General features: G+C 63.9%; 16 protein-coding genes. 8 read left to right on the top strand and 8 right to left on the bottom strand.

Features of this window, described 5'->3' with window-relative positions:
* Window position 1 precedes the first annotated feature (1 nt).
* Window positions 2-736, bottom strand: coding sequence for a GntR family transcriptional regulator (locus AAGT95_RS12640; RefSeq protein WP_342594002.1), 735 nt, complete (start codon window positions 734-736; stop codon window positions 2-4).
* Window positions 737-956: 220 nt separating this feature from the next.
* Here AAGT95_RS12640 and AAGT95_RS12635 point away from each other — a divergent pair, with 220 nt between their 5' ends.
* The 8 genes from AAGT95_RS12635 (at window position 957) to siaD (ending at window position 9,990) form a co-directional block, all read left to right on the top strand.
* A complete protein-coding gene (locus AAGT95_RS12635; RefSeq protein ID WP_342594001.1) occupies window positions 957-2,897 on the top strand; it encodes an exoribonuclease II in 1,941 nt (646 codons plus the stop codon).
* Between the two features lie 156 nt (window positions 2,898-3,053).
* Window positions 3,054-4,187, top strand: coding sequence for a glycosyltransferase family 1 protein (locus AAGT95_RS12630; RefSeq protein ID WP_342594000.1), 1,134 nt, complete (start codon window positions 3,054-3,056; stop codon window positions 4,185-4,187).
* A complete protein-coding gene (locus AAGT95_RS12625) occupies window positions 4,180-4,992 on the top strand; it encodes a polysaccharide deacetylase family protein (RefSeq protein WP_342593999.1) in 813 nt (270 codons plus the stop codon). Before AAGT95_RS12630 ends, AAGT95_RS12625 begins: the two co-directional genes overlap by 8 nt.
* Complete coding sequence (locus AAGT95_RS12620) at window positions 4,989-5,996, top strand: lysylphosphatidylglycerol synthase transmembrane domain-containing protein (protein WP_110600714.1); 1,008 nt, start codon at window positions 4,989-4,991, stop codon at window positions 5,994-5,996. Before AAGT95_RS12625 ends, AAGT95_RS12620 begins: the two co-directional genes overlap by 4 nt.
* Before the next feature lie 197 nt (window positions 5,997-6,193).
* On the top strand, window positions 6,194-8,209 hold the full coding sequence (siaA, locus tag AAGT95_RS12615) for a biofilm regulation protein phosphatase SiaA (RefSeq protein ID WP_342593998.1): 2,016 nt from the start codon (window positions 6,194-6,196) through the stop codon (window positions 8,207-8,209).
* 58 nt (window positions 8,210-8,267) lie between these two features.
* The gene (gene siaB, locus AAGT95_RS12610) at window positions 8,268-8,801 is read left to right on the top strand and encodes a biofilm regulation protein kinase SiaB (RefSeq protein ID WP_110600710.1); all 534 of its coding nucleotides are present in this window, start codon (window positions 8,268-8,270) and stop codon (window positions 8,799-8,801) included.
* Window positions 8,802-8,815: 14 nt separating this feature from the next.
* Complete coding sequence (gene siaC / locus AAGT95_RS12605; protein WP_342593997.1) at window positions 8,816-9,205, top strand: biofilm regulation phosphoprotein SiaC; 390 nt, start codon at window positions 8,816-8,818, stop codon at window positions 9,203-9,205.
* Window positions 9,202-9,990, top strand: coding sequence for a biofilm regulation diguanylate cyclase SiaD (gene siaD / locus AAGT95_RS12600; protein WP_342593996.1), 789 nt, complete (start codon window positions 9,202-9,204; stop codon window positions 9,988-9,990). Before siaC ends, siaD begins: the two co-directional genes overlap by 4 nt.
* A gap of 149 nt (window positions 9,991-10,139) precedes the next feature.
* On the opposite strand, the gene sucD is transcribed toward siaD, so the two are convergent.
* The 7 genes from sucD to sdhA all read right to left on the bottom strand — a co-directional run bounded on the left by sucD (window position 10,140) and on the right by sdhA (window position 21,063).
* Window positions 10,140-11,012, bottom strand: a complete 873-nt coding sequence (gene sucD, locus AAGT95_RS12595) for a succinate--CoA ligase subunit alpha (RefSeq protein ID WP_110600706.1) — start codon at window positions 11,010-11,012, stop codon at window positions 10,140-10,142.
* A complete protein-coding gene (sucC, locus tag AAGT95_RS12590; RefSeq protein ID WP_110600705.1) occupies window positions 11,012-12,178 on the bottom strand; it encodes an ADP-forming succinate--CoA ligase subunit beta in 1,167 nt (388 codons plus the stop codon). Before sucC ends, sucD begins: the two co-directional genes overlap by 1 nt.
* A gap of 116 nt (window positions 12,179-12,294) precedes the next feature.
* Entirely contained in the window at window positions 12,295-13,746 is a 1,452-nt protein-coding gene (gene lpdA / locus AAGT95_RS12585; protein WP_110600704.1) for a dihydrolipoyl dehydrogenase, read from the bottom strand.
* Window positions 13,747-13,848: 102 nt separating this feature from the next.
* Window positions 13,849-15,426: a 2-oxoglutarate dehydrogenase complex dihydrolipoyllysine-residue succinyltransferase gene (gene odhB / locus AAGT95_RS12580; RefSeq protein WP_342593995.1), complete on the bottom strand. Its 1,578-nt coding sequence runs from the start codon at window positions 15,424-15,426 to the stop codon at window positions 13,849-13,851.
* Window positions 15,427-15,477: 51 nt separating this feature from the next.
* Complete coding sequence (locus AAGT95_RS12575; protein ID WP_110600701.1) at window positions 15,478-18,309, bottom strand: 2-oxoglutarate dehydrogenase E1 component; 2,832 nt, start codon at window positions 18,307-18,309, stop codon at window positions 15,478-15,480.
* A gap of 257 nt (window positions 18,310-18,566) precedes the next feature.
* A complete protein-coding gene (locus AAGT95_RS12570) occupies window positions 18,567-19,277 on the bottom strand; it encodes a succinate dehydrogenase iron-sulfur subunit (RefSeq protein ID WP_110600699.1) in 711 nt (236 codons plus the stop codon).
* 13 nt (window positions 19,278-19,290) lie between these two features.
* A complete protein-coding gene (gene sdhA, locus AAGT95_RS12565) occupies window positions 19,291-21,063 on the bottom strand; it encodes a succinate dehydrogenase flavoprotein subunit (RefSeq protein WP_342593994.1) in 1,773 nt (590 codons plus the stop codon).
* Between the last annotated feature and the right edge of the window lies 1 nt (window position 21,064).

Below are 21,064 nucleotides of genomic sequence, written 5' to 3'. Positions count from 1 at the left end.
CTCATTGGGTCAACTCCACCATGAAGTCGTAGTAATCGGTCCGGCAGTAGGTCACCGTCAGCTCCCCGGGGCGGCCGTCGGCCAGATAGCCGAGGCGCGTCATCATCAACAGCGCCTGGGCGGGCGGCACCTCCGCCAGTTGCGCCAGCTCGGCGTCGGCGTTGATCGCCGAGACGTGCTGCAGAGCGCGTACGATCGGCGTCCCCAGCTCGTCGAGATGGCGATAGAGCGAATGGGTGACGCTCTCGGGATCCGGCAGGACCCGGCTCGGCAGGCAGCTCTCCTCGACCGCGACCACCACGTCGTCCGCCAGCCGCAGGCGCCGGAGCCGCGAGACCTGCTGGTCGGCGTTCAAGCCGAGGCGCAGGCTCTCCTCCACCGTGGGCGTCCCGGAGCAGCGGCTCAGCCACCGCGAACTGGGCCGGTGGCCGCGTTGAACCAGCAGCTCGGTAAAGCTGGTCAGCCGCGTCAGCGACTGGTTGAGTCGCGGGGCGATGAACGTCCCGGAGCCATGGGTGCGCTGGATCAGGCCCAGTGCCACCAGCCGGTCAAGCGCCTTGCGCGCGGTGATGCGAGAAATGTTGAGCGACTCCGCCAGGACCCGTTCCGAGGGCAAGGCTTCGCCGGTCTCCCAGTCCCCCGCTTCGATCGCCTCGACCAGTTGCTGGGCCAGTTGGCGATAGAGCGGCGTCGACCGGCCGGCGTCCAGCTTGAGCCGCGATAGCGTCGGTGCCATGAAGATCGGTTCCGAGGTGATAGAGTGATACCAGTTCAATACCATCAACATAACCAGTCGAATACCAATCTGCCAGACCCATAGGGGGCAACTTTGGTCTCACACCCCCTCGTGGCCGAACGTGCCAGGTCCAACGATCCCTGGGACGGCGGCGTGTGATTGGCGTGGCCAACGCGGAATCCGTATAGTGTCGCTCTCGTCCACCGACCGATCCGATCCGATGCTGCAGAACAACTCTCTTCTGGCCCAGCTGAAGCAGGACATCCGCGCCAATACGCCGCGTGTCCAGGGCACCATCAAGGCGACCGACAAGGGCTTCGGGTTTCTCGAAGCCGAAGACGGTACTTCCTACTTCATTCCGCCCCCCGCCATGAAGCAGGTCGTTCACGGCGACCGCATCGAAGCGGTCATCAAGGAGGATGGCGACAAGAAACAGGCCGACCCCGAGACGCTGATCGAGGCATCGCTGGATCGCTTCGTGGCTCGCGTGCAGAAACGCGACGGCCGCCTGGCCGTGGTTCCCGACCACCCCTCCATCAATCTGTCGCTGAAGGCACGCCTCAAGCGCTCGCTGGAAGAGTCCGACATCGCCGACGGCGACTGGATCGTCGCGCGCCTGATTCGCCATCCGCTGCGCCCGGACGACCGGGGGTTCTTCACCCAGATCGACGAATTGGTGGTCAAGAGTGACGATCCGGCAGTGCCGTGGCGCGTCACCCTGGCTCGCCATGCGCTCGAGCAGGAGTGCCCGCCGGCGGCCGATGAGTGGCCGCTGCAGGACGAGGGTCTGGTGCGCGAGGACCTGACCGCCGAGCCGTTCTTCACCATCGATGGTGAGAAAACGCGCGACATGGACGATGCGCTGCGGGTGGAAGCGACCGACAACGGCTGGACAATGACGGTCGCGATCGCCGACCCCACCGCCTATGTAGGCGAGTCCCACCCGGCGGACAAGGAGGCCCGCACCCGCGCCTTCACGGTCTACCTGCCGGGCCAGAACATCACCATGCTGCCGGAAGCGCTGGCCGACGACCTGTGCTCGCTGAAGCCGGACGTGGATCGCCCGGTGCTGGCTTGCCGGCTGCAGGTCGGTCGCGACGGCACGCTGGGCGAATATCGCTTTTTCGCCGCCACGATTCGCTCCCAGGCTCGCCTGGCCTACGACGACGTCTCCGACTGGCTCGAGGAGCGGTCCGACACCGCAGCGCCGGCCGAGCCCATCGCCGAGCAGCTCAAGGCGCTGGCCGACCTCGCCCGCGCCCGCGCGGCCTGGCGGGAAGCCAACACGCTGGTATTCAAGGATCGTCCGGACTATGCGTTCGACCTCGACGACGCCGGCAATGTGCTGGGCATCGTCATCGAGGAGCGTCGCATCGGTCAGCGCATGATCGAAGAGGCGATGATCGTTGCCAACGCCTGCTGCGCCGACCTGCTGGCCAAGGAGATCGGCCACGGTATCTTCAACGTCCACAACGCCTTCGAGCCCGAGAAGATCGACCAGGCCGTCGAGTTCCTGGCCACCCAGGAAATCGCCGTCGAGCGCGAGCAGCTCGCCGAACTGTCGCGCTACAAGGAGCTTCGCCGCACGCTGGACGCGCGCGAGGATGCGTGGCTGGACGCCCGCCTGCGGCGCTTCCAGGGCTACACCAACATGTCGGCCCGGCCGGGGCCCCACTTCGGCCTGGGCCTGCCCGCCTATGCCACCTGGACATCGCCGATCCGCAAGTACGGCGACATGGTCAACCATCGTCTGATCAAGCGAGTGCTGAAGTCCGAAGCGGCACCGGCCGAGGCGACCCAGCAGCTCACGGAGCAGTTGACCGAACGCCGCCGACTGAACCGAATGGCCGAACGCGACGTCAAAGACTGGCTCTACGTGCGCTATCTGGGCGCCACCATCGAGAAGGGTGAAGTCTTCGACGCCGACATCATCGACATCCGCCGTGGTGGCATGCGCGTTCGCCTGACGGCCAACGGCGCCACGGCGTTCGTGCCGGCGCCGCTGATTCACAGCGACCGCAACCAGATGGCCATCGACGACAAGGAAGGCCGCATTCGGATCGGCGGCGAGCTGCGTTACCAGCTCGGCGGCTCACTGCGCGTCAAGCTCGTCGAAGCCCGTGAAGCGACGCGTTCGCTGGTGGCCGCGCCCGCCGAGTGAACGCGGTAATGGCCTGCCGACGCCGGAAACGGCGCCGGCAGGCTACCACTTTGGTGTGAACGCCCTGTGGCAGTAAAACGATATACTGCAATGTAGTCATCGCCATTCTCAGGAATGCGCCGTATCGACAGGGAAGTCTTCAAGAGGAGCGGCTCGTTGCACATTGCCGACGTTACGATGTTCTATGCCCCCGCCAGTGGCGGGGTTCGTACTTATCTCGATGCCAAGCATCGGCGCCTCGCCAAGCTGCCTGGTGTCACCTGTAGCCTGCTGATCCCCGGCTCTCAGCTCTTCACGCACAACGGCATTCACGAGGTACCGTCGCCGCCGTTGCCGTTCAGCCAAGGTTACCGCTTCCCGCTGCGGCGTCGCGGCTGGGAACGGGAGCTGGTGCGCCTGTCACCGGACATCATCGAGGCCGGTGATCCCTACGTCACTGGCTGGGCGGCGCTTCGCGCCGGCCGCAAGCTGGACATACCGGTGGTCGGCTTCTATCACTCGGATCTGCCTCGACTGATCAGCAATCGACTCGGCAAAGGCACCGACAAGCTGATCGAGCGCTACGTCTATCAGCTCTATCGCCGCTTCGATCAGGTCCTCGCTCCGAGCCGCGTCATGGCCGAGCGGCTGACCCGACTCGGCATCGAGCGGGTTGCTATCCAGCCGCTGGGCGTCGATCTGGAGACGTTCCACCCGAGCCGTCGGAACGTGGCCCTGCGCGAGCGACTGAACCTCGACGAGACCACGAAACTGCTGATCTTCGTCGGCCGCGGCTCGCGCGAGAAGAACCTCCACGACTTGCTGAAGACCGCACAGCTGCTGGGCAAGGGCTACCACCTGCTGCTGGTTGGCCCGAGCATGCCCAGCCAGGTGCCGGACAATGTCAGCGTGATCGACCGTTACACCCCGACCGAAGAGGTCGCGAGCTGGCTGGCTTCCAGCGATGCGCTGGTCCATGCGGGCACCCAGGAAACCTTTGGCCTGGTGGCACTGGAAGCCATGGCGAGCGGCATTCCCGTGGTCGCCGCCCGGGCGGGAGCCCTGGCCGAAAACGTGCCGCTGGGCTGTGGCTTGTTGAGCGAACCCCATTCGCCCGCCGACATGGCTCGCGCGGTCAAGGAGCTGTTCGCCAACCACGATGCCTCACAAGCCGGGCGCCGCGCGCGACGCTACGTGGAGCGCAACCACGATTGGGATGTCGTCATCGACGGCCTGCTCTCCCACTATCGACGGCTGACCAGCGCCACCGAAGGTGCGGGAGAAGCCCAGCAGGGTTCCCAGCATGGATAATTCGCATTTCGCGCTGGTGCTCCACGACATCGCCCCCGAAACCTGGCCCGATTACCAGCCGTTCGTCGAGGCGATCGATCGTCTCGGCGAACGGCTCGGCCAGCGCATTCCGATGACCTGGCTCGTCGTCCCCAACTTCCATGGCCGGGGCGAGTGCCGCGACAGCGACCTGCTGCGCCGGGTTCTCGATGACCGCCTGGCGCGAGGGGACGAACTGACGCTGCATGGCTACTTTCACCGGGACGATGCGCCGGCGCCCCGTTCGTTGCGGGATTTCTACATGCGCCGGATCTACACCTGGGAGGGGGAGTTCTACACCCTCGACCAGGATCGCGCCGGCGCCCTGCTCGACGAGGGCATGGCCCAGTTCGACGCCTGCGGCTGGCCGCATGGCGGTTTCGTCGCCCCCGCCTGGCTGATGAGCGAAGGTACCCGGAAGGCCCTGCAGCAACGCCCGTTCACCTACACCAGCGATCTGCAACACCTCTATCGCTTGCCATCGCTGGCGTCGCTGGAGGCGCCCAGCATCGTGTGGAGCGCCCGGAGCGCCTGGCGCCGCGGCATGTCGAGAGTGGTCAGTGCACTCCAGTACCGCCGTTTCCAGCACGCACCGCTGTTGCGTTTGGCGCTGCATCCCGTGGATATGCGCCATCGCGTCTCCCATGACTACTGGCTGCATCTCGTGGAGCATCTGCTGGAGACGGGAAGGCAGCCGTTGACCAAGCAGGCCTGGCTCGACCAGGCCCCTGATCCCGCCCCAGCCAATCTCGCCGGATCGGCGAACAAGGATCGCTCCGCGGCATGAAGCGCATCCTGTGGCTACTCGCGCTGGGCCTGGTGGCAGCGCTGGCAATACCCATCCTGGTCGGGGGACGCGGTATCGTCACCGAACTGCGAGGGTTTCCTACCTCGCAGTTGTTGCTGATGATGGGCATGGTCGTGATCTGCTGGAACGTCAATGCCTTGCGCCTGAGGTTGCTGCTGGCCGGGCGCGCGGGGAAACTCTCCCAGATCCGAGCGTTCTCCATCGTCATGGCCACCGAGTTCGCCATCTGCGCCACGCCGGGAGGTACCGGTGGTCCGCTGACCCTGCTCGGTCTGCTGGCCCGGCGCGGTGTCCGTCCGGCTCAGGCATCGGCGATCTTCGCGGTCGATCAGTTGACCGACCTGCTGTTCTTCCTCTCCGGCCTGATCGGCGTCGCGCTCTACGTGCTGATCGAAGCGGTCGACCTGAAGCTCGGCTGGCTGGTGGGACTACCCACGCTCTTGCTGGTCACCGCTCTCGCCCTGCTATGGCTGACACTGACCCACTACGCGCGGGTCATGCATATCACCGGACGCTGGCTGGCCAAGCTCAACGTCAAACGCCGCTCACGATTCGGCTTTGCCCGCCGCCTGTTGCATTTCAGGAACTCCTTGGTGGAGACGCTGCGGCTGCCGCGCTGGCTACTGCTCGCCGTATTCCTGCTCTGCTGCGCGCATTGGCTGATCCGTTACAGCGTTCTCTATCTGGTGGTCCAGGGGCTCGGCCAGCACATCGATTGGGCGTGGACTTTCCTGGTGCAGATGGTTTCCATGGCTGCCGGCCAGCTCAGTTTTCTCCCCGGCGGCGCGGGCGGCGCGGAGCTCACCTCCTCGGCCCTGCTGACGCCGCTGATCGGCGCACAGAGCGCGGCCGCCGCCGTCCTGATCTGGCGTTTCGTCACCTACTATTTCTATTTGCTGGCCGGCTTTCCGTTATTCATTGCCACGGCAGGCAAAGCATTTCTGCGCATGATGAACAAGCAGCGCGCCTCCTCGACGCGCTGAACCCCGGGCGGCAGGGTCCACGACCCTGCGGCGCCTCGCCAAAACCGCCAATAACGCGTGTAAACCCGCTTTAACCGATGCTTGGTCGTGGCGTGATTGCTGCCATGCTCGAGGCTTCATGACGCCGCCTATCGCTGTGATTCTCCGTCACTGGACAGTCGCACGGGTCCCGTGCGGATCGTCGATCGAGGATGACCATGGGCGTTCGTTGGGGATTACGCGGTAAATCGGCACTCGCGCTGTTGACGGCTTGTCTGGTGGCACTGGTACCCGCCTTGCTGATTGGCTGGCTGGCGGTCGACGCGGTGCGCCAGCAGTTCTCCCAGGCGTATGCCGAGAACTTCACCCTGCTGCAGATGCAGCGCATCCTGGCGCCGATTTCCCGCGAGCTGGCACTCGCCGAGCGCTTTGCCCAATCCCCGGTTACCCGTGACTGGCTGGCCGACGAACAAGACCCTGCCAAGCGCCAGCGCTTCTTCGACGAGGCCGAGAGTTACCGCCAGGGGTTCGCGGCTCACACCTACTTCGCCGTGGTCGACGCCAGCGGGGATTACTACTTCAGCAGCGACGACGAACCCACCGATCGCCGGCCCCGTTACCGACTGAGCGCAACCGATCCCGACGACAGCTGGTACTCGCACCTCATCGCCAGCGGCCAATCCTATACGCTCAACGTCAACATCGACCGCGAACTGCAGGAAGCCAAGGTGTGGATCAACGTGGTGATCCGCGACGACGGGCGGCCGCTGGGCATCGCCGGTACCGGCCTCGACCTGAGCGGGTTCCTGGATGCGTTCATTCGTACCCGGGCCCACGGCATCACGCCGATGATCGTCAACCGTCAGGGGGCGTTACTGGCCTATCCGGATGCATCACGGATCGCTTTCAATGCGCAAGCGGACAACGGTGACCTCGCTCGAGGACAGCAGTTGGCCGCCCTCCTCGATGGCGAGGACGAACGCGCCGAGCTCCGTGAGGTGATCCAGCGCGCCGTCGCCGACCCCGACGACGTATACATGTTGACCGCCCACCTCGACGGCCAGCCCCGCCTGCTCTCGGTGGGCTACGTTCCCCAGCTCGACTGGCTGATGGTCACGGCACTGGATCGGCAGAGCGCTCGACTGATCGCGACCCACTGGCTGTGGCCGCTGAGTCTCGGCGCCATCGCGCTCCTGGTGTTGCTGCTGGCCGGTTTCATCTATACCAGCGAGCGCCTGATCCTGGCGCCGCTGCGTCGGCTGAAACAGTCGGCGCAGGCGATCGCCGACGGCAGGTACGACTCCCGACTGCCGGTTCAGCGGGGCGATGAGATTGGCGAGCTGTCACGCGCCTTCGCCGACATGGCGGCGCAGGTGGAGCGTCATACCCAGCAGTTGGAAGCCACCGTTCGCCAACGCACCGCGGCGCTGGAGGCGACCAACCGGGAAATGGCCCAGGCCCATCGCCAGATCGAATCGTCGCTCGCCTACGCCAGCCTGATACAGCGCGCCATTCTTCCGGGCGAGACGCTGGATGCACGACTCGGCAGCCGCTACGGGGTCATCTGGCAGCCACGCGACCAGGTCGGCGGTGACATCTTCATCTTCCACGCCACGCCGGAGGGCTACCTGCTGGGGGTCATCGATTGCGCAGGCCATGGCGTCCCCGGTGCGCTGATGACCATGCTGGTCAAGGCGAGCATCGATCATGCCGTGCTGCGGCTCGGCTGCGCGGACCCGGCCGCCATTCTCGATGACGTCGACGCGCGGTGTCGCGAGCTGCTGCAGCGCGAGGCGCTTACCGCCAACCTCGCCACCGACATCGACATGGGACTGGTCTGGATCGACGAACGCCAGCGCCGGATGCGTTTCGCCGGCGCCAAGATGGCGCTGCACGTCGCCGACGGCGAGCGCCTCGAGTGTCATCCGGGCGGGCGCCGGGCGCTGATGCAGAAGCGTCGGATGCGCTATGCCAACCTCGAGCTGCCCCTGCAACCCGGGGCGAGTTACACGCTCTGCAGTGACGGCTTCCTGGACCAGGCGGGCGGCGAGCGCGGCTTCGGCTTCGGCCGTCAACGCTTCGCCGAGATGCTGACGCGCCACGCCACGCTGACGCCGACGGACCAGGTCGCCGCGTTCGCAGTAGCGCTGGCGGCGTATAGCGGTACTCATCCGCAGCGCGACGACATCACCCTGCTGGTGTTTCAACCCGACCCAGGCAGCAGGCCGACATGACCCTGTCCGCCCTCGAGCTGCCATTCGCTCTATACTCGACCTCAAGTCCGGAGAGACCATGGACCTATTAGCGATGCGGGAGAGCTATCAGCAGCAGCGTGTCATGCTCTGCTTCAACGGCCCGATCTCGCGCAGCCTGATCGAGGAGATCGGCAATGCGCTACGCAACTACCTCGACAGCGAGCAGGCGGCGCTCTCGTCGTCGATGGATGTCTTCGCGATTTATATCGAGATGACGCAGAACATCCGCCATTATTCGCGCCGGCGACAGTATGGAGAGCGCGACGCGACGGCCACCGTCGCCGTGGGGCGAGACGACGCAGGTCGTTACACCGTTTCCGCCGGCAACCTCGTGGAAGCGGACGATGGCCGCGAACTGGCCAAGGTGATCGAAGAGATCGGCGAACTCGACAAGGCCGAGCTCAAGCAAGCCTACAAACGTCAGCTGCGCCAGCCACGCGATGCCGACTCGACCCGCGGTGCTGGGCTGGGGCTACTCGATATGGCACGCAAGTCGAGCTTGCCACTGCAGGCCCGCCTCCAACCGCTGCCCAACGGTCAGGCATTCTTCAGCCTGACTGCCACCGTTTGATCGTGACGACCGCCATGAATTCCGATATCCAGATTTCAGGCACCCAGTCGACACCCACCGTCCGTGGTGACTGGGAGACGGGATGCCTGACCATGCAGGGCGACTCCTACCCGGAGAACGCGTTCGAACTGTTCGACCAGATCATCCGCTGGATCGGCTCATTCCTCGAACAGAACCGGTTGCCGCTGCGGCTCGAGCTGCAACTGGTCTACCTCAACACCAGCTCGGTCAAGGCCATGATGGACATCTTCGATCTTCTCGAAGACGCCCATCGGCAAGGCAGGCCGGTCAGCGTCGACTGGCGCTACCATGCCGAAAACGAGCGCATTGCCGAACTGGCCGAGGAGTTCCGCGAGGACTGCACCTTCCCATTCGCGATCGAACCGAAGCAGGCGACGTCGTGACCAGCGCGATGCATCCCCTGCTTGAGCAGATCGAAGCCTTGCTGGCAGCGCCGGATCACCGGGACCACCCCCTGCATGCCGCCCTGGGACAGCTCTACCGCCTCCATGTCGATGAGCAGAAGCGTCTGGAACGGCTGCTGAACATCGCCGACGGCTATCAGCAGTTCACCCAGACGGACCTGGCCAGTCTCAAGCAGCAGTACGAACGCCAGCTCAACAAGGAGCGCAAGCTCTCGCGCATCTCGGATCGCTATCAGCAGCTGATGCGTGAACGCAATCAGGCACTCAAGACCGCCGCCACCCACGATCCGCTGACCGGCCTGGCCAACCGGCGTCTGATGGACGAGCAGTTGATCCAGGCTGGCGTGGAAGCGGTGCGGGGCGGCAAACCGTTTTGCGTCGCGATGCTGGATATCGATCATTTCAAGCAGATCAACGATCGCTATGGCCACGACGGCGGCGATCGCATCCTGGTCAGCCTGGCCGACTCGCTGCGCGGTCAGATGCGTGCGGGGGATCTCTGTGGCCGCTGGGGTGGCGAGGAGTTCGTGCTGCTGATGCAGAACACCTCTCTCGAGCAGGCAGGCCAGATCGTCGCCAGGCTCATCGAGTATCTGCGCAATCTGACGTTCTCCGTGACCGACATCCCCGTCTCGATCACCGTGAGCATTGGGGTGGCCGAGCACTCGATGGTGGAGGCACCACTGGATACGGTCAATCGGGCCGACCGCGTCCTGCTGGACGCCAAGCAGGAAGGCCGTAACAGCTTTCGACTGGCTGGCTGACGCGCGCTGGTGCCACCACGGGCAGGCCCATCGCTCGCTGGACAAGACTCTCGCAGAGCAGTAATTTCAGCCGAAAACGACAACGGCCCGCCAGGTAACCCTGGCGGGCCGTTGTCGAGACGATACGCCTCGAAGGGTGGCGACGTGGCTTACCAGCCAGTCACGGCCTTCAGCGCGTCGCCAATCTCGGCGAGCGAACGCACGGTCTTGACGCCCGCATCTTCCAGCGCGGCGAATTTCTCGTCTGCGGTGCCCTTGCCACCGGAGATGATCGCACCGGCATGGCCCATGCGCTTGCCCGGAGGTGCGGTCACACCGGCGATATAGGAGACCACCGGTTTGGAGACGTTGGCCTTGATGTAGGCTGCGGCTTCCTCTTCGGCGGTGCCGCCGATCTCGCCGATCATCACGATCGCTTCGGTCTGCGGGTCCTTCTCGAACATCTCGAGGATGTCGATGAAGGTGGAGCCCGGGATCGGGTCGCCGCCGATGCCCACACAGGTGGACTGGCCGAAACCGTGATCGGTGGTCTGCTTGACCGCTTCGTAGGTCAGGGTGCCGGAACGCGACACGATACCGACACGGCCCGGCTTGTGGATGTGACCCGGCATGATGCCGATCTTGGTCTCACCCGGGGTGATCACGCCGGGGCAGTTCGGGCCGATCAGGCGCACGCCTAGCTCGTCACACTTGACCTTGACGTCGAGCATGTCCAGCGTCGGGATGCCCTCGGTGATGCAGACGATCAGCTTGATGCCGGCGTTGGCGGCTTCGAGGATCGAGTCCTTGCAGAACGCGGCCGGCACGTAGATGACGGACGCCTCGGCGCCGGTCTTCTCGACCGCTTCCTTGACGGTGTTGAACACCGGCAGGCCCAGATGCTCCTGGCCGCCCTTGCCCGGCGTGACACCGCCGACCATGTTGGTGCCGTAGGCGATCGCCTGCTCGGAGTGGAAAGTCCCCTGGCCACCGGTGAAGCCCTGGCAGATGACCTTGGTGCTCTTGTCGATCAGGATACTCATTACTTGCCCTCCGCCGCTTTGACGACCTGCTGAGCCGCGTCAGTCAGGCTGGTAGCAGCGATGATGTTCAGACCGCTGGAGGCCAGTTTCTCGGCACCCAGCTCGGCGTTGTTACCTTCCAGACGCACCACGACCGGCACGTTGACGCCGACCTGCTCGACGGCACCGATGATGCCTTCGGCGATCATGTCGCAACGCACGATACCGCCGAAGATGTTGACCAGCACGGCCTTGACGTTGGTGTCGGAGAGGATGATCTTGAACGCTTCCGCCACCCGCTCCTTGGTCGCGCCGCCACCGACGTCGAGGAAGTTGGCCGGGCTGCCGCCGTTGAGGTTGACGATATCCATGGTGCCCATGGCCAGACCGGCGCCATTGACCATGCAGCCGATGTTACCGTCGAGGGCGACGTAGTTGAGTTCCCACTCCTGGGCGTGGGCCTCGCGCTCGTCTTCCTGCGACGGGTCACGCATCGCCTGCAGGTCCGGGTGGCGATACATGGCATTGGCGTCGAGGTTGATCTTGGCGTCGAGGCAGTGAAGATTGCCTTCGTCGGTGATCACCAGCGGGTTGATCTCGAGAAGCGCCAGATCCTTGTCGTGGAACAGCTTGGAGAGGCCCAGGAAGATCTTGGTGAACTGCTTGATCTGATCCTTGTTCAGGCCCAGCTGGAAGGCCAGCTCCCGGGCCTGGTACGGCTGCGCGCCGACCAGAGGGTCGATCTCGGCCTTGAGGATCTTCTCGGGCGTCTCTTCGGCGACCTTCTCGATCTCGACGCCGCCTTCGGTGGAGGCCATGAAGACCACGCGCCGGGTAGCGCGATCGACCACCGCGCCCAGATAGAGCTCGCTGGCGATATCGGTGCAGTTCTCGACCAGGATCTTGGCGACAGGCTGACCCTTCTCGTCGGTCTGATAGGTCACCAGGTTCTTGCCCAGCCACTGCTCGGCGAACGCCTTGGCTTCTTCCGGGCTCTTGATCAGCTTGACGCCGCCGGCCTTGCCGCGGCCGCCCGCGTGAACCTGGGCCTTGACGACCCACTTGTCGCCACCGATTTTCTTGCAGGCCTGCGCGGCTTCATCCGGCGTGTCGACGGCGAAGCCCTTGGAAACGGGAAGACCATAATCGGCAAACAGCTGTTTGCCCTGATACTCGTGAAGGTTCATCGATTCATGCCATTAGGTTGCATGTGACTCGAATGGCAACGAGCCGGTCAACCGGCTCGTCGCCCCCGTGCCATTCCTGGGAATGGCACCTAGTGCAGGAAACGCTGGAGAACGACTTACTTGCGTTTCTTGCGGTTGGCCATGTGGATGGCATGCCCATCGACAGCCAGCGCCGCCTCGTGCACCGCTTCCGACAGCGTCGGATGGGCAAAACAGGTCAGCGCCAGGTCTTCGGCACTGGAACCGAACTCCATGGCGATCACGCCCTGGGCGATCAATTCACCGGCGTGCTGGCCGAGAATGTGGATACCCAGGACGCGGTCGGTTTCGGCATCGGCGATGACCTTGACCATCCCTTCCGGCGCGTTGTTCGCGAGTGCGCGACCACTGGCCGAGAACGGGAAGGCACCAGTCTTGACTTCGATGCCCTGCTCCTTGGCCTGCTGCTCGTTGATACCGACCCAGGCCACTTCCGGCGCCGTGTAGATGACGCTGGGAATGGCGTCGTAATTCATCTCCGGTTTCTGCCCGGCAATGATGTCGGCGACCATGACGCCCTCTTCCGAGGCCTTGTGGGCCAGCATCGGGCCGCGCACCACGTCGCCGATGGCGTAGACGCCGGAAACATTGGTACGGCACTGGTCGTCGACGAAGATGAAGCCGCGCTCGTCGAGCTTGATACCGGCGCCGTCGTCGAGCAGATTTTCGGTATAGGGCTTACGGCCGACACAGACGATCAGCTTGTCGAAGGTCTGTTCCTGTTCGCCCTCGCTGTCGGTGTACTGGACCACGACTTCGCGCTTGTCGCCCTTGCCCTTGATCTCGGAGCCGGTCACCCGCGCGCCCATCTTGATGTCCAGCCCCTGTTTCTTGAACAGTTTCTGGGCATCCTTGGCGATCGCCTGATCGACCATCGGCAGGAAGGTGTCCAGCGCCTCGAGCACGGTGACTTCACTGCCCAGACGGCTCCAAACGCTACCCAGCTCCAGGCCGATGACCCCGGCACCGATCACGCCCAACCGCTTGGGCGCCTCGGCGAACTCCAGCGCACCGGCGGAATCGACGATGATGTCGTCGGTCATCGGTGCCGGCGGGATATTCACCGGGACCGAACCGGAGGCGATGATGACGTTGTCGGCCTCATAGGTCTCGGTCTTGCCGTCGTGACCGGTGACCTCGACCTTCTTGCCATCGAGCAGCTTGCCGGTGCCCTCCAGCGCGGTGACGCCGTTGGACTTGAACAGCATGCTGATACCGCCGGTGTTCTTGGCGATGACGCTGTTCTTGAACTCCATCATTTTCTTCACGTCGGTGGCGACATCGCCGACATTGATGCCGATCTCGGCATAATGGTCGCGCGTCTCGACGAACTTGTGCGAAGTCTCCAGCAAGGCCTTGGAGGGGATGCAGCCCACGTTCAGACAGGTACCGCCGTGAACCGTCTTGCCTTCCTTGTTGACCCACTTCTCGACGCAGGCTGTCTTGAGGCCCAGTTGCGCGGCGTGAATCGCGGCGACGTAGCCCCCTGGGCCAGCGCCAATGACGATCACATCGAATTTATCGGCCATGAAAAGTTTCCTGTTCGCTTCGTTTGACGTTCAGTCTTCGAATTCGTGTGCGACGGTGCGAGTATCCGCAGGCCCGGACGCGAGGCGTCCGGGCTGCGGTCATCAGATATCCAGCAGCAGGCGCGCCGGGTCTTCCAGCAGCGACTTGATCGCCACCAGAAACTGGACCGCGTCCTTGCCGTCGATCATGCGGTGGTCGTAGGAGACGGCGAGGTACATCATCGGGCGAATCTCGACCTTGCCGTTGACCGCCATCGGACGCTCCTGGATCTTGTGCATGCCCAGGATCGCGGTCTGCGGCGGGTTCAGGATCGGCGTCGACATCAGCGAGCCGAAGATGCCGCCATTGGTGATGGTGAAGGTGCCGCCCTGCATGTCGTCGATGCCGAGCTTGCCCTCGCGACCGCGCTTGCCGAAGTCGCCGATCGCCTTCTCGACATCGGCCAGCTTCATGCTGTCGGTGTCACGCAGCACCGGCACCACCAGACCGCGCGGCGTGGAGACGGCGACGCCGATGTCCTGATAGCCGTGGTAGACGATGTCGGTGCCATCGATGGAGGCGTTGACGTCGGGGAAGCGCTTGAGCGCCTCGGTCGCCGCCTTGACGAAGAAGCCCATGAAGCCGAGCTTGACGTCGTGCGCCTTGAGGAAGGTGTCCTTGTATTCACTGCGCAGTGCCATCACCGCGCTCATGTCCACCTCGTTGTAGGTGGTCAGCATGGCCGCGGTCTGCTGGGCCTGGACCAGGCGCTTGGCGATGGTCTGGCGCAGGCGGCTCATCGGCACGCGCTGCTCGGGACGCTCGCCCTCGACCGCCGGCGCTGCCGCCGCTTTCGGTGCGGAGGTGGCAGCCGGCTTGGCGGATTTCTTCGCCGAGCCATCCTTGACCGCCTTCTGCACGTCTTCCTTCAATATCCGACCGCCCTTGCCGGTGCCCTCGATCTTGCTGACATCGAGATCGTTCTCGGCCGCCAGCTTGCGCGCGGCAGGCGCCAGGATCTTGCCATCCACCTTGGCATCTTCCTCACCATCGCCAGCGGGAGCCTCGTCCCGGTCGCCGGCGGATTCAGCGGAAGCCCCGCCGTCGCCCTCGCCACCCGCACCCTCGGAGAAGACGGCCAGCAGCGCCTCGGATTCGACGACCTCGCCTTCCTCGACCTTGATCTCGGAGAGCGCGCCGTCGGCCGGGGCGACGACTTCCAGCACGACCTTGTCGGTCTCGATCTCGGCCAGCACCTCGTCGCGCTTGACCGCTTCACCGACTTTCTTGGTCCAACTGGCGACGGTGCCTTCCTGCACGGATTCGGGGAAGCTCGGCGCCTTGACCTCGAAGCTCTTGCCGGACGCGGCAGGCTTGGCCGCCGGCTTATCGCTACCCGACTTCTCCTCGCCTTCCGACTTCTCATCGGCGGCCGGCTTCTCTTCACTCTTGCCGCCTTCCGAAGCCGCGCCGAGAACGCCCAGCACCTGCTCGGATTCGCAGGTGTCGCCCTCTTCGATCTTGATCTCGGAGAGCGTACCGGCCTCGGGCGCCACCACCTCGAGGACGACCTTGTCGGTCTCGATCTCGACGATCAGTTCATCGCGCTCGACGCTGTCGCCCACTTTCTTGTGCCAAGTGGCGACCGTTCCCTCGGCAACGGATTCGGGAAAAGTCGGCGCTTTGATATCAGTAGCCATGTCGTATCCTTAGTCTCTTTTCTCTCGCGCCTGTCTCAGCGGCAAGGCGTCTTACGCGTTGAAAGCGTCGTCGACCAGTTGGCTCTGCTGGGCCACATGGACAGACATGTAGCCCGCGGCTGGCGCGGCAGAAGCCGGACGACCCGCGAACTTGAGGCTGTGATCCAATCCCTCGCGCACCATACCCGCCACCAGGCGCAGATGGTGCTGACTCTGATACCAGGCGCCCTGGTTGAGCGGCTCTTCCTGACACCAGACGACCTGTTCCAGATTCGGATAGGTCTTGAGCGCTTCCCATAGCTCGTCCTTGGGAAAAGGATAGAGCTGCTCGACACGAATGATTGCCGTGTCGTCACGCTCGTTTTCGGACCGGTAGGTCGCGAGATCGTAGTAGACCTTGCCCGAGCAGAGCACGGCGCGCTTGACCTGCTGAGGATCCCGTTCGCCGACGTCGGGGATGACCATCTGAAAGCGCCCTTCCGCGAGCTCTTCCATGGTCGAGGTCGCATCCTTGTGGCGCAGCAGGCTCTTGGGCGACATCACGATCAGCGGCTTGCGCAGCGGCCGGATCACCTGGCGACGCAGCAGATGGAAGATCTGCGCCGGGGTGGTCGGTACGCAAACCTGCATGTTGTGCTCGGCACACAGCTGGAGGAAACGCTCGAGGCGCGCGGAGGAGTGCTCCGGCCCCTGCCCTTCATAACCATGCGGCAGCAGCAGCGTCAGACCGCAAAGACGGGCCCATTTCGACTCGCCAGAGGAGATGAACTGGTCGACCACCACCTGAGCGCCGTTGAAGAAGTCGCCGAACTGGGCTTCCCAGATGATCAGCGAGTTGGGCGCGGTGGTGGCGTAGCCGTATTCGAATGCCAGGACGGCCTCCTCCGACAGGAAGGAGTCGTAGATGGCGAAGGCGGGCTGGTCGTCCTTGATATGCTGCAGCGGGACATAGGTCGAGGCGTCGGCCTGGTTGTGCACCACGGCATGACGATGAGAGAACGTGCCTCGGCCAGTATCCTGCCCTGTCAGGCGCACCGGATGCCCGGCGTCGACCAGGGTGGCGTAGGCCAGCGTCTCGGCGAATCCCCAGTTGAGCGGCTGGTTGCCGGCCAGCATCTTGCGACGCTCCTCGTAGACCCGAGCAACCTGGCGCTGAACGTCGATGCCGTTGGGGATCTCGCTCATCTTCTGCGCCAACTGGGTCAGTTGATCGAGATCGCAACTGGTATCGGTGTCACCGCTCCACTCATGTCCCAGATACGGCGTCCAGTCGACGAACAAGCCGGTGTTGGGCTGCTTCACCAGTGCGTTGGCGACATGGTTCCCGGCCAGCAGATCGTCCCGATACTGCTCGCCCATCTGCTTGGCCTGCTCCTCGTTCAGCACGCCTTCCTTGATCAGTTGCTCCACGTAGAGCGTCCGCGTCGACTTGTGCGACTTGATCTTGGAGTACATCAGCGGCTGGGTGCCGGACGGCTCGTCGGCCTCGTTGTGGCCACGCCGACGGTAGCAGACCAGGTCGATCACGACGTCGCGCTGGAACTCCTTGCGATAGTCCACGGCGACCTGGGTCGCGTGAAGCACCGCTTCAGGATCATCACCGTTGACGTGCAGAATCGGCGCCTGAACCATCTTGGCGATGTCGGTGCAGTACTCGGTGGAACGCGCGTCATCGGGCCGCGAGGTGGTGAAACCGACCTGGTTGTTGATCACGATGTGCAGCGTACCGCCGGTCTTGTAACCGCGGGTCTGCGACATCTGGAAGGTTTCCATCACCACGCCCTGGCCGGCGAAGGCAGCGTCACCGTGGACCACCACCGGCAGGACCTGCTGGCCATCGTCGTCCTGGCGGCGATCCTGGCGTGCGCGCACGGAACCTTCCACGACCGGGGAGACGATCTCCAGATGCGAGGGGTTGAACGCCAGTGCCAGGTGGACTTCGCCACCAGGCGTCATGACGTTGGAGCTGAAGCCCTGGTGATACTTGACATCGCCGGAGCCCTGTTCGATCTGCTTCTTGCCGTCGAACTCGTCGATCAACTCCGACGGGCTCTTGCCGAGGATGTTGACGAGCAGGTTGAGGCGTCCGCGGTGGGCCATGCCGATCACCACTTCCTTGACGCCATAATTGCCGCTGCGCTGGATCACCTCATCCATCATCGGGATGAAGGATTCGCCCCCCTCCAGACCGAAGCGCTTGGTGCCCGGATACTTGGAAGCGAGATAGCTCTCCAGCCCCTCGGCCGCGGTCAGGCGCTCCAGCAGGTGTTCGCGTTCGCTCTGACTGTATTTCGGCTTGGACCGCACCGACTCGAAACGCTGCTGCAGCCAGCGTTTCTCCTCGGTGTTGACGATATGCATGAACTCGCAGCCGATCGAGCGACAGTAGGTCTGCTCGAGCGCCTCGACGATCTCCTTGAGCGACGCTTCCTCTTTGCCCAGAAAGAACGAACCGGTCTGGAACTCGGTGTTCATGTCGGCTTGAGTCAGGTCGTGGAAGGAGAGATCGAGATCGGGGACCGTGTCGGGCTTGCGCAAGCCGAGCGGATCGATGTTCGCGCGCTGATGGCCCCGGAATCGATACGCGTTGATCAGCTGGAGAACCTTGACCTGCTTGCGGTTCTCGCTACTGCCGGTGGCGGCGGTCGCGGGGGTGCGACGTTCGCGCGACAGTTGATAGAACTGCTCCCGTATCGGGCTGAGGGGAACGTCTTGGGAGGGAGAGCCTTCCAGGCGCGGCAACTGCTCGAAAGCTTGGCGCCACTCATCGGGAACGGTCGCGGGATCATCCAGGTACTGCTCGTAGAGCGCTTCCACATAGTGGGCGTTGCCGCCGCTCATGTGGGAAGTGCGCCACATCAACTCCATTATGCCTTCTTGCATCTCTCGTTCACCCTACACTGATGGGGTGTTGTCGGCGCCGGTCGCAGCTGCGCCTCGGCGTCACTCCGGAACCGTCGCGAGACGGCCAACGATCATGCCATTCAAGGCGTCTTCATGATCGTTAAAAGCCGGTGCGCGAGGCACCGGCTGACATCTTGAGCTCTAGTCGGCTGCGACATTGGGTCGCAGCCGGTAGCGTGGCGGTATGATAACAAGCCCAGCGCTACGATTTAAGTCGTAGATACCGCCTTTGACGATCAGGTCGCGTTGGACAACAGCATTTCGCGAATCTTGCCGATCGCCCGAGTCGGGTTCAGACCCTTCGGGCAGACGGCGACGCAGTTCATGATGCCGCGGCAACGGAACAGGCTGAACGGGTCTTCCAGCTCGGCCAGCCGCGCCTGGGTGGCGTTGTCACGCGAGTCCGCCAGGAAGCGGTAAGCCTGCAGCAGGCCGGCCGGGCCCACAAACTTGTCCGGGTTCCACCAGAAAGACGGGCAAGAGGTCGAGCAGCAGGCACACAGGATGCACTCGTAGAGCCCGTCCAGCTTGTCACGCTCCTCCGGCGACTGCAGCCGCTCGATGGCCGGCGCCGCGGTATCGTTCTGCAAGTACGGCTGCATGCGCTCGTACTGCTTGTAGAACAGTCCCATGTCGACCACCAGGTCGCGCATCACCGGGAGCCCCGGCAGCGGGCGCAGCACCAGCTTGTTGTCCTTGACCACGTCCGACAGCGGCGTGATGCAGGCCAGTCCGTTGGTGCCGTTCATGTTCATGCCGTCGGAGCCGCACACGCCCTCGCGACAGCTGCGACGGAAAGCCAGAGAGCTATCCTGATCCTTGATCATGGTCAGGATATTGAGAACCATCAGATCGCGCCCCTGGGTATCGATCTGGAACTCCTGCATATAGGGAGCGGAGTCGGTTTCAGGGTTGTAGCGGTAAACGGAAACCTGCAGATTGGACATCGTGACAACCCCCTTAGTAGGTACGGACTTTCGGCTCGAAAGTATCGACCGTCTTTGGCGTGAAATTGACATCACGCTTGGTCACGGTCTTGTCGCCCGGATGGAAGAGCGAGTGCTTGAGCCAGTTGACATCGTCGCGATCCGGGTAGTCGTAGCGCGAGTGAGCGCCGCGACTCTCCTTGCGATCGAGCGCCGCGATCGCGGTAGCCTCGGCCACTTCCAGCAGGTTATCGAGCTCCAGGGCTTCGACCCGGGCAGTGTTGAAGACATCGGACTTGTCGCCCAGATGGGCCTTTCCAATGCGCTCGCGCAGTTCCGCCAGCTTCTTGACGCCTTCCTGCATGTTGTCTTCCTGCCGAAAGACCCCGAAGGCATTCTGCATGGTGTTCTGCAGCTCGGCCTTGAGTTCGGGCACGGACTCGCCACCGCTGGACTCGTTCCAGCGCGCCAGCCGGCTGGTAGCACGCTCGATGTCCGACGCCGAGGCGTCGAGGTACTCGATACCCTCGCTGAGCGCCTTGTCGATATAGATCCCGGCGGCGCGACCGAATACCACCAGGTCGAGCAGCGAGTTGCCGCCCAGGCGGTTGGCGCCGTGCACCGAGACACAGGCCGCCTCGCCGCAGGCGAACAGACCGTTGACGATCTGGTCGTTGCCATCGCCATCCTGAGTGATGGCCTGGCCGTGCACGTTGGTCGGAATCCCGCCCATCATGTAGTGACAGGTCGGCGTGACCGGGATCGGCTCCTTGACCGGATCCACGTGGGCGAAGGTCTTGGAGAGCTCGACGATACCCGGCAGGCGCTTCATCAGCACCTCTTCGCCCAGGTGATCGAGCTTCAGCATGACGTGGTCGCCATTTTCGCCGCAGCCGCGCCCTTCCAGCACCTCCATGACCATGGAGCGGGCGACCACGTCGCGGCCAGCCAGATCCTTGGCGTTGGGCGCGTAGCGTTCCATGAAACGCTCACCGTCCTTGTTGATCAGGTAGCCGCCCTCGCCGCGACAGCCTTCCGTCACCAGCGTACCGGCGCCGTAGATGCCGGTCGGATGGAACTGCCACATCTCCATGTCCTGCATCGGGAACCCGGCGCGCAGCGCCATGCCAATGCCATCGCCGGTGTTGATCAGGGCGTTGGTGGTGGAGGCGTAGATACGGCCCGCACCGCCGGTGGCCAGCACAGTGGCCTTGGACTTGACGTGCACGATCTCGCCGGTCTCGATGCACAGCGCGATGCAGCCGACCACGTCGCCATTGGCATTCTTGACCAGATCGATGGCGTACCACTCGTCGAGGAAGACCGTGTTGTTCTTCAGGTTGTTCTGGTAGAGCGTGTGCAGCAGCGCGTGTCCGGTACGGTCGGCCGCGGCGCAGGTGCGTGCGGCCTGGCCGCCCTTGCCGAAGTCCTTGGATTGACCGCCGAATGGGCGCTGGTAGATGCGTCCATTGTCGAAGCGCGAGAAAGGCAGCCCCATATGCTCGAGTTCGAATACCGCCTTCGGCCCCTCCGAGCAGAGGTACTCGGCAGCGTCCTGGTCGGCGATATAGTCGCCGCCCTTGACGGTGTCGTACATGTGCCAGCGCCAGTCGTCATTGGGGTCGGCGGAAGCGATGGCACAGGTGATGCCACCCTGCGCGGAAACGGTGTGCGACCGCGTCGGGAAAACTTTGGAAAGTACCGCTGTCTTCTTGCCGGATTTGGCCAGCTCGAGCGCCGCCCTCAGGCCGGAACCGCCACCGCCGATGATGATGGCGTCAAAAGTCAGGTTACGCATGGTTGACATG

It is taken from the genome of Salinicola lusitanus (assembly GCF_038648475.1).
Classification (GTDB): domain Bacteria; phylum Pseudomonadota; class Gammaproteobacteria; order Pseudomonadales; family Halomonadaceae; genus Salinicola; species Salinicola lusitanus.
The sequence above is the reverse complement of the archived record's forward strand: the minus strand, read 5'-3'. Positions and strand labels throughout refer to the sequence as shown.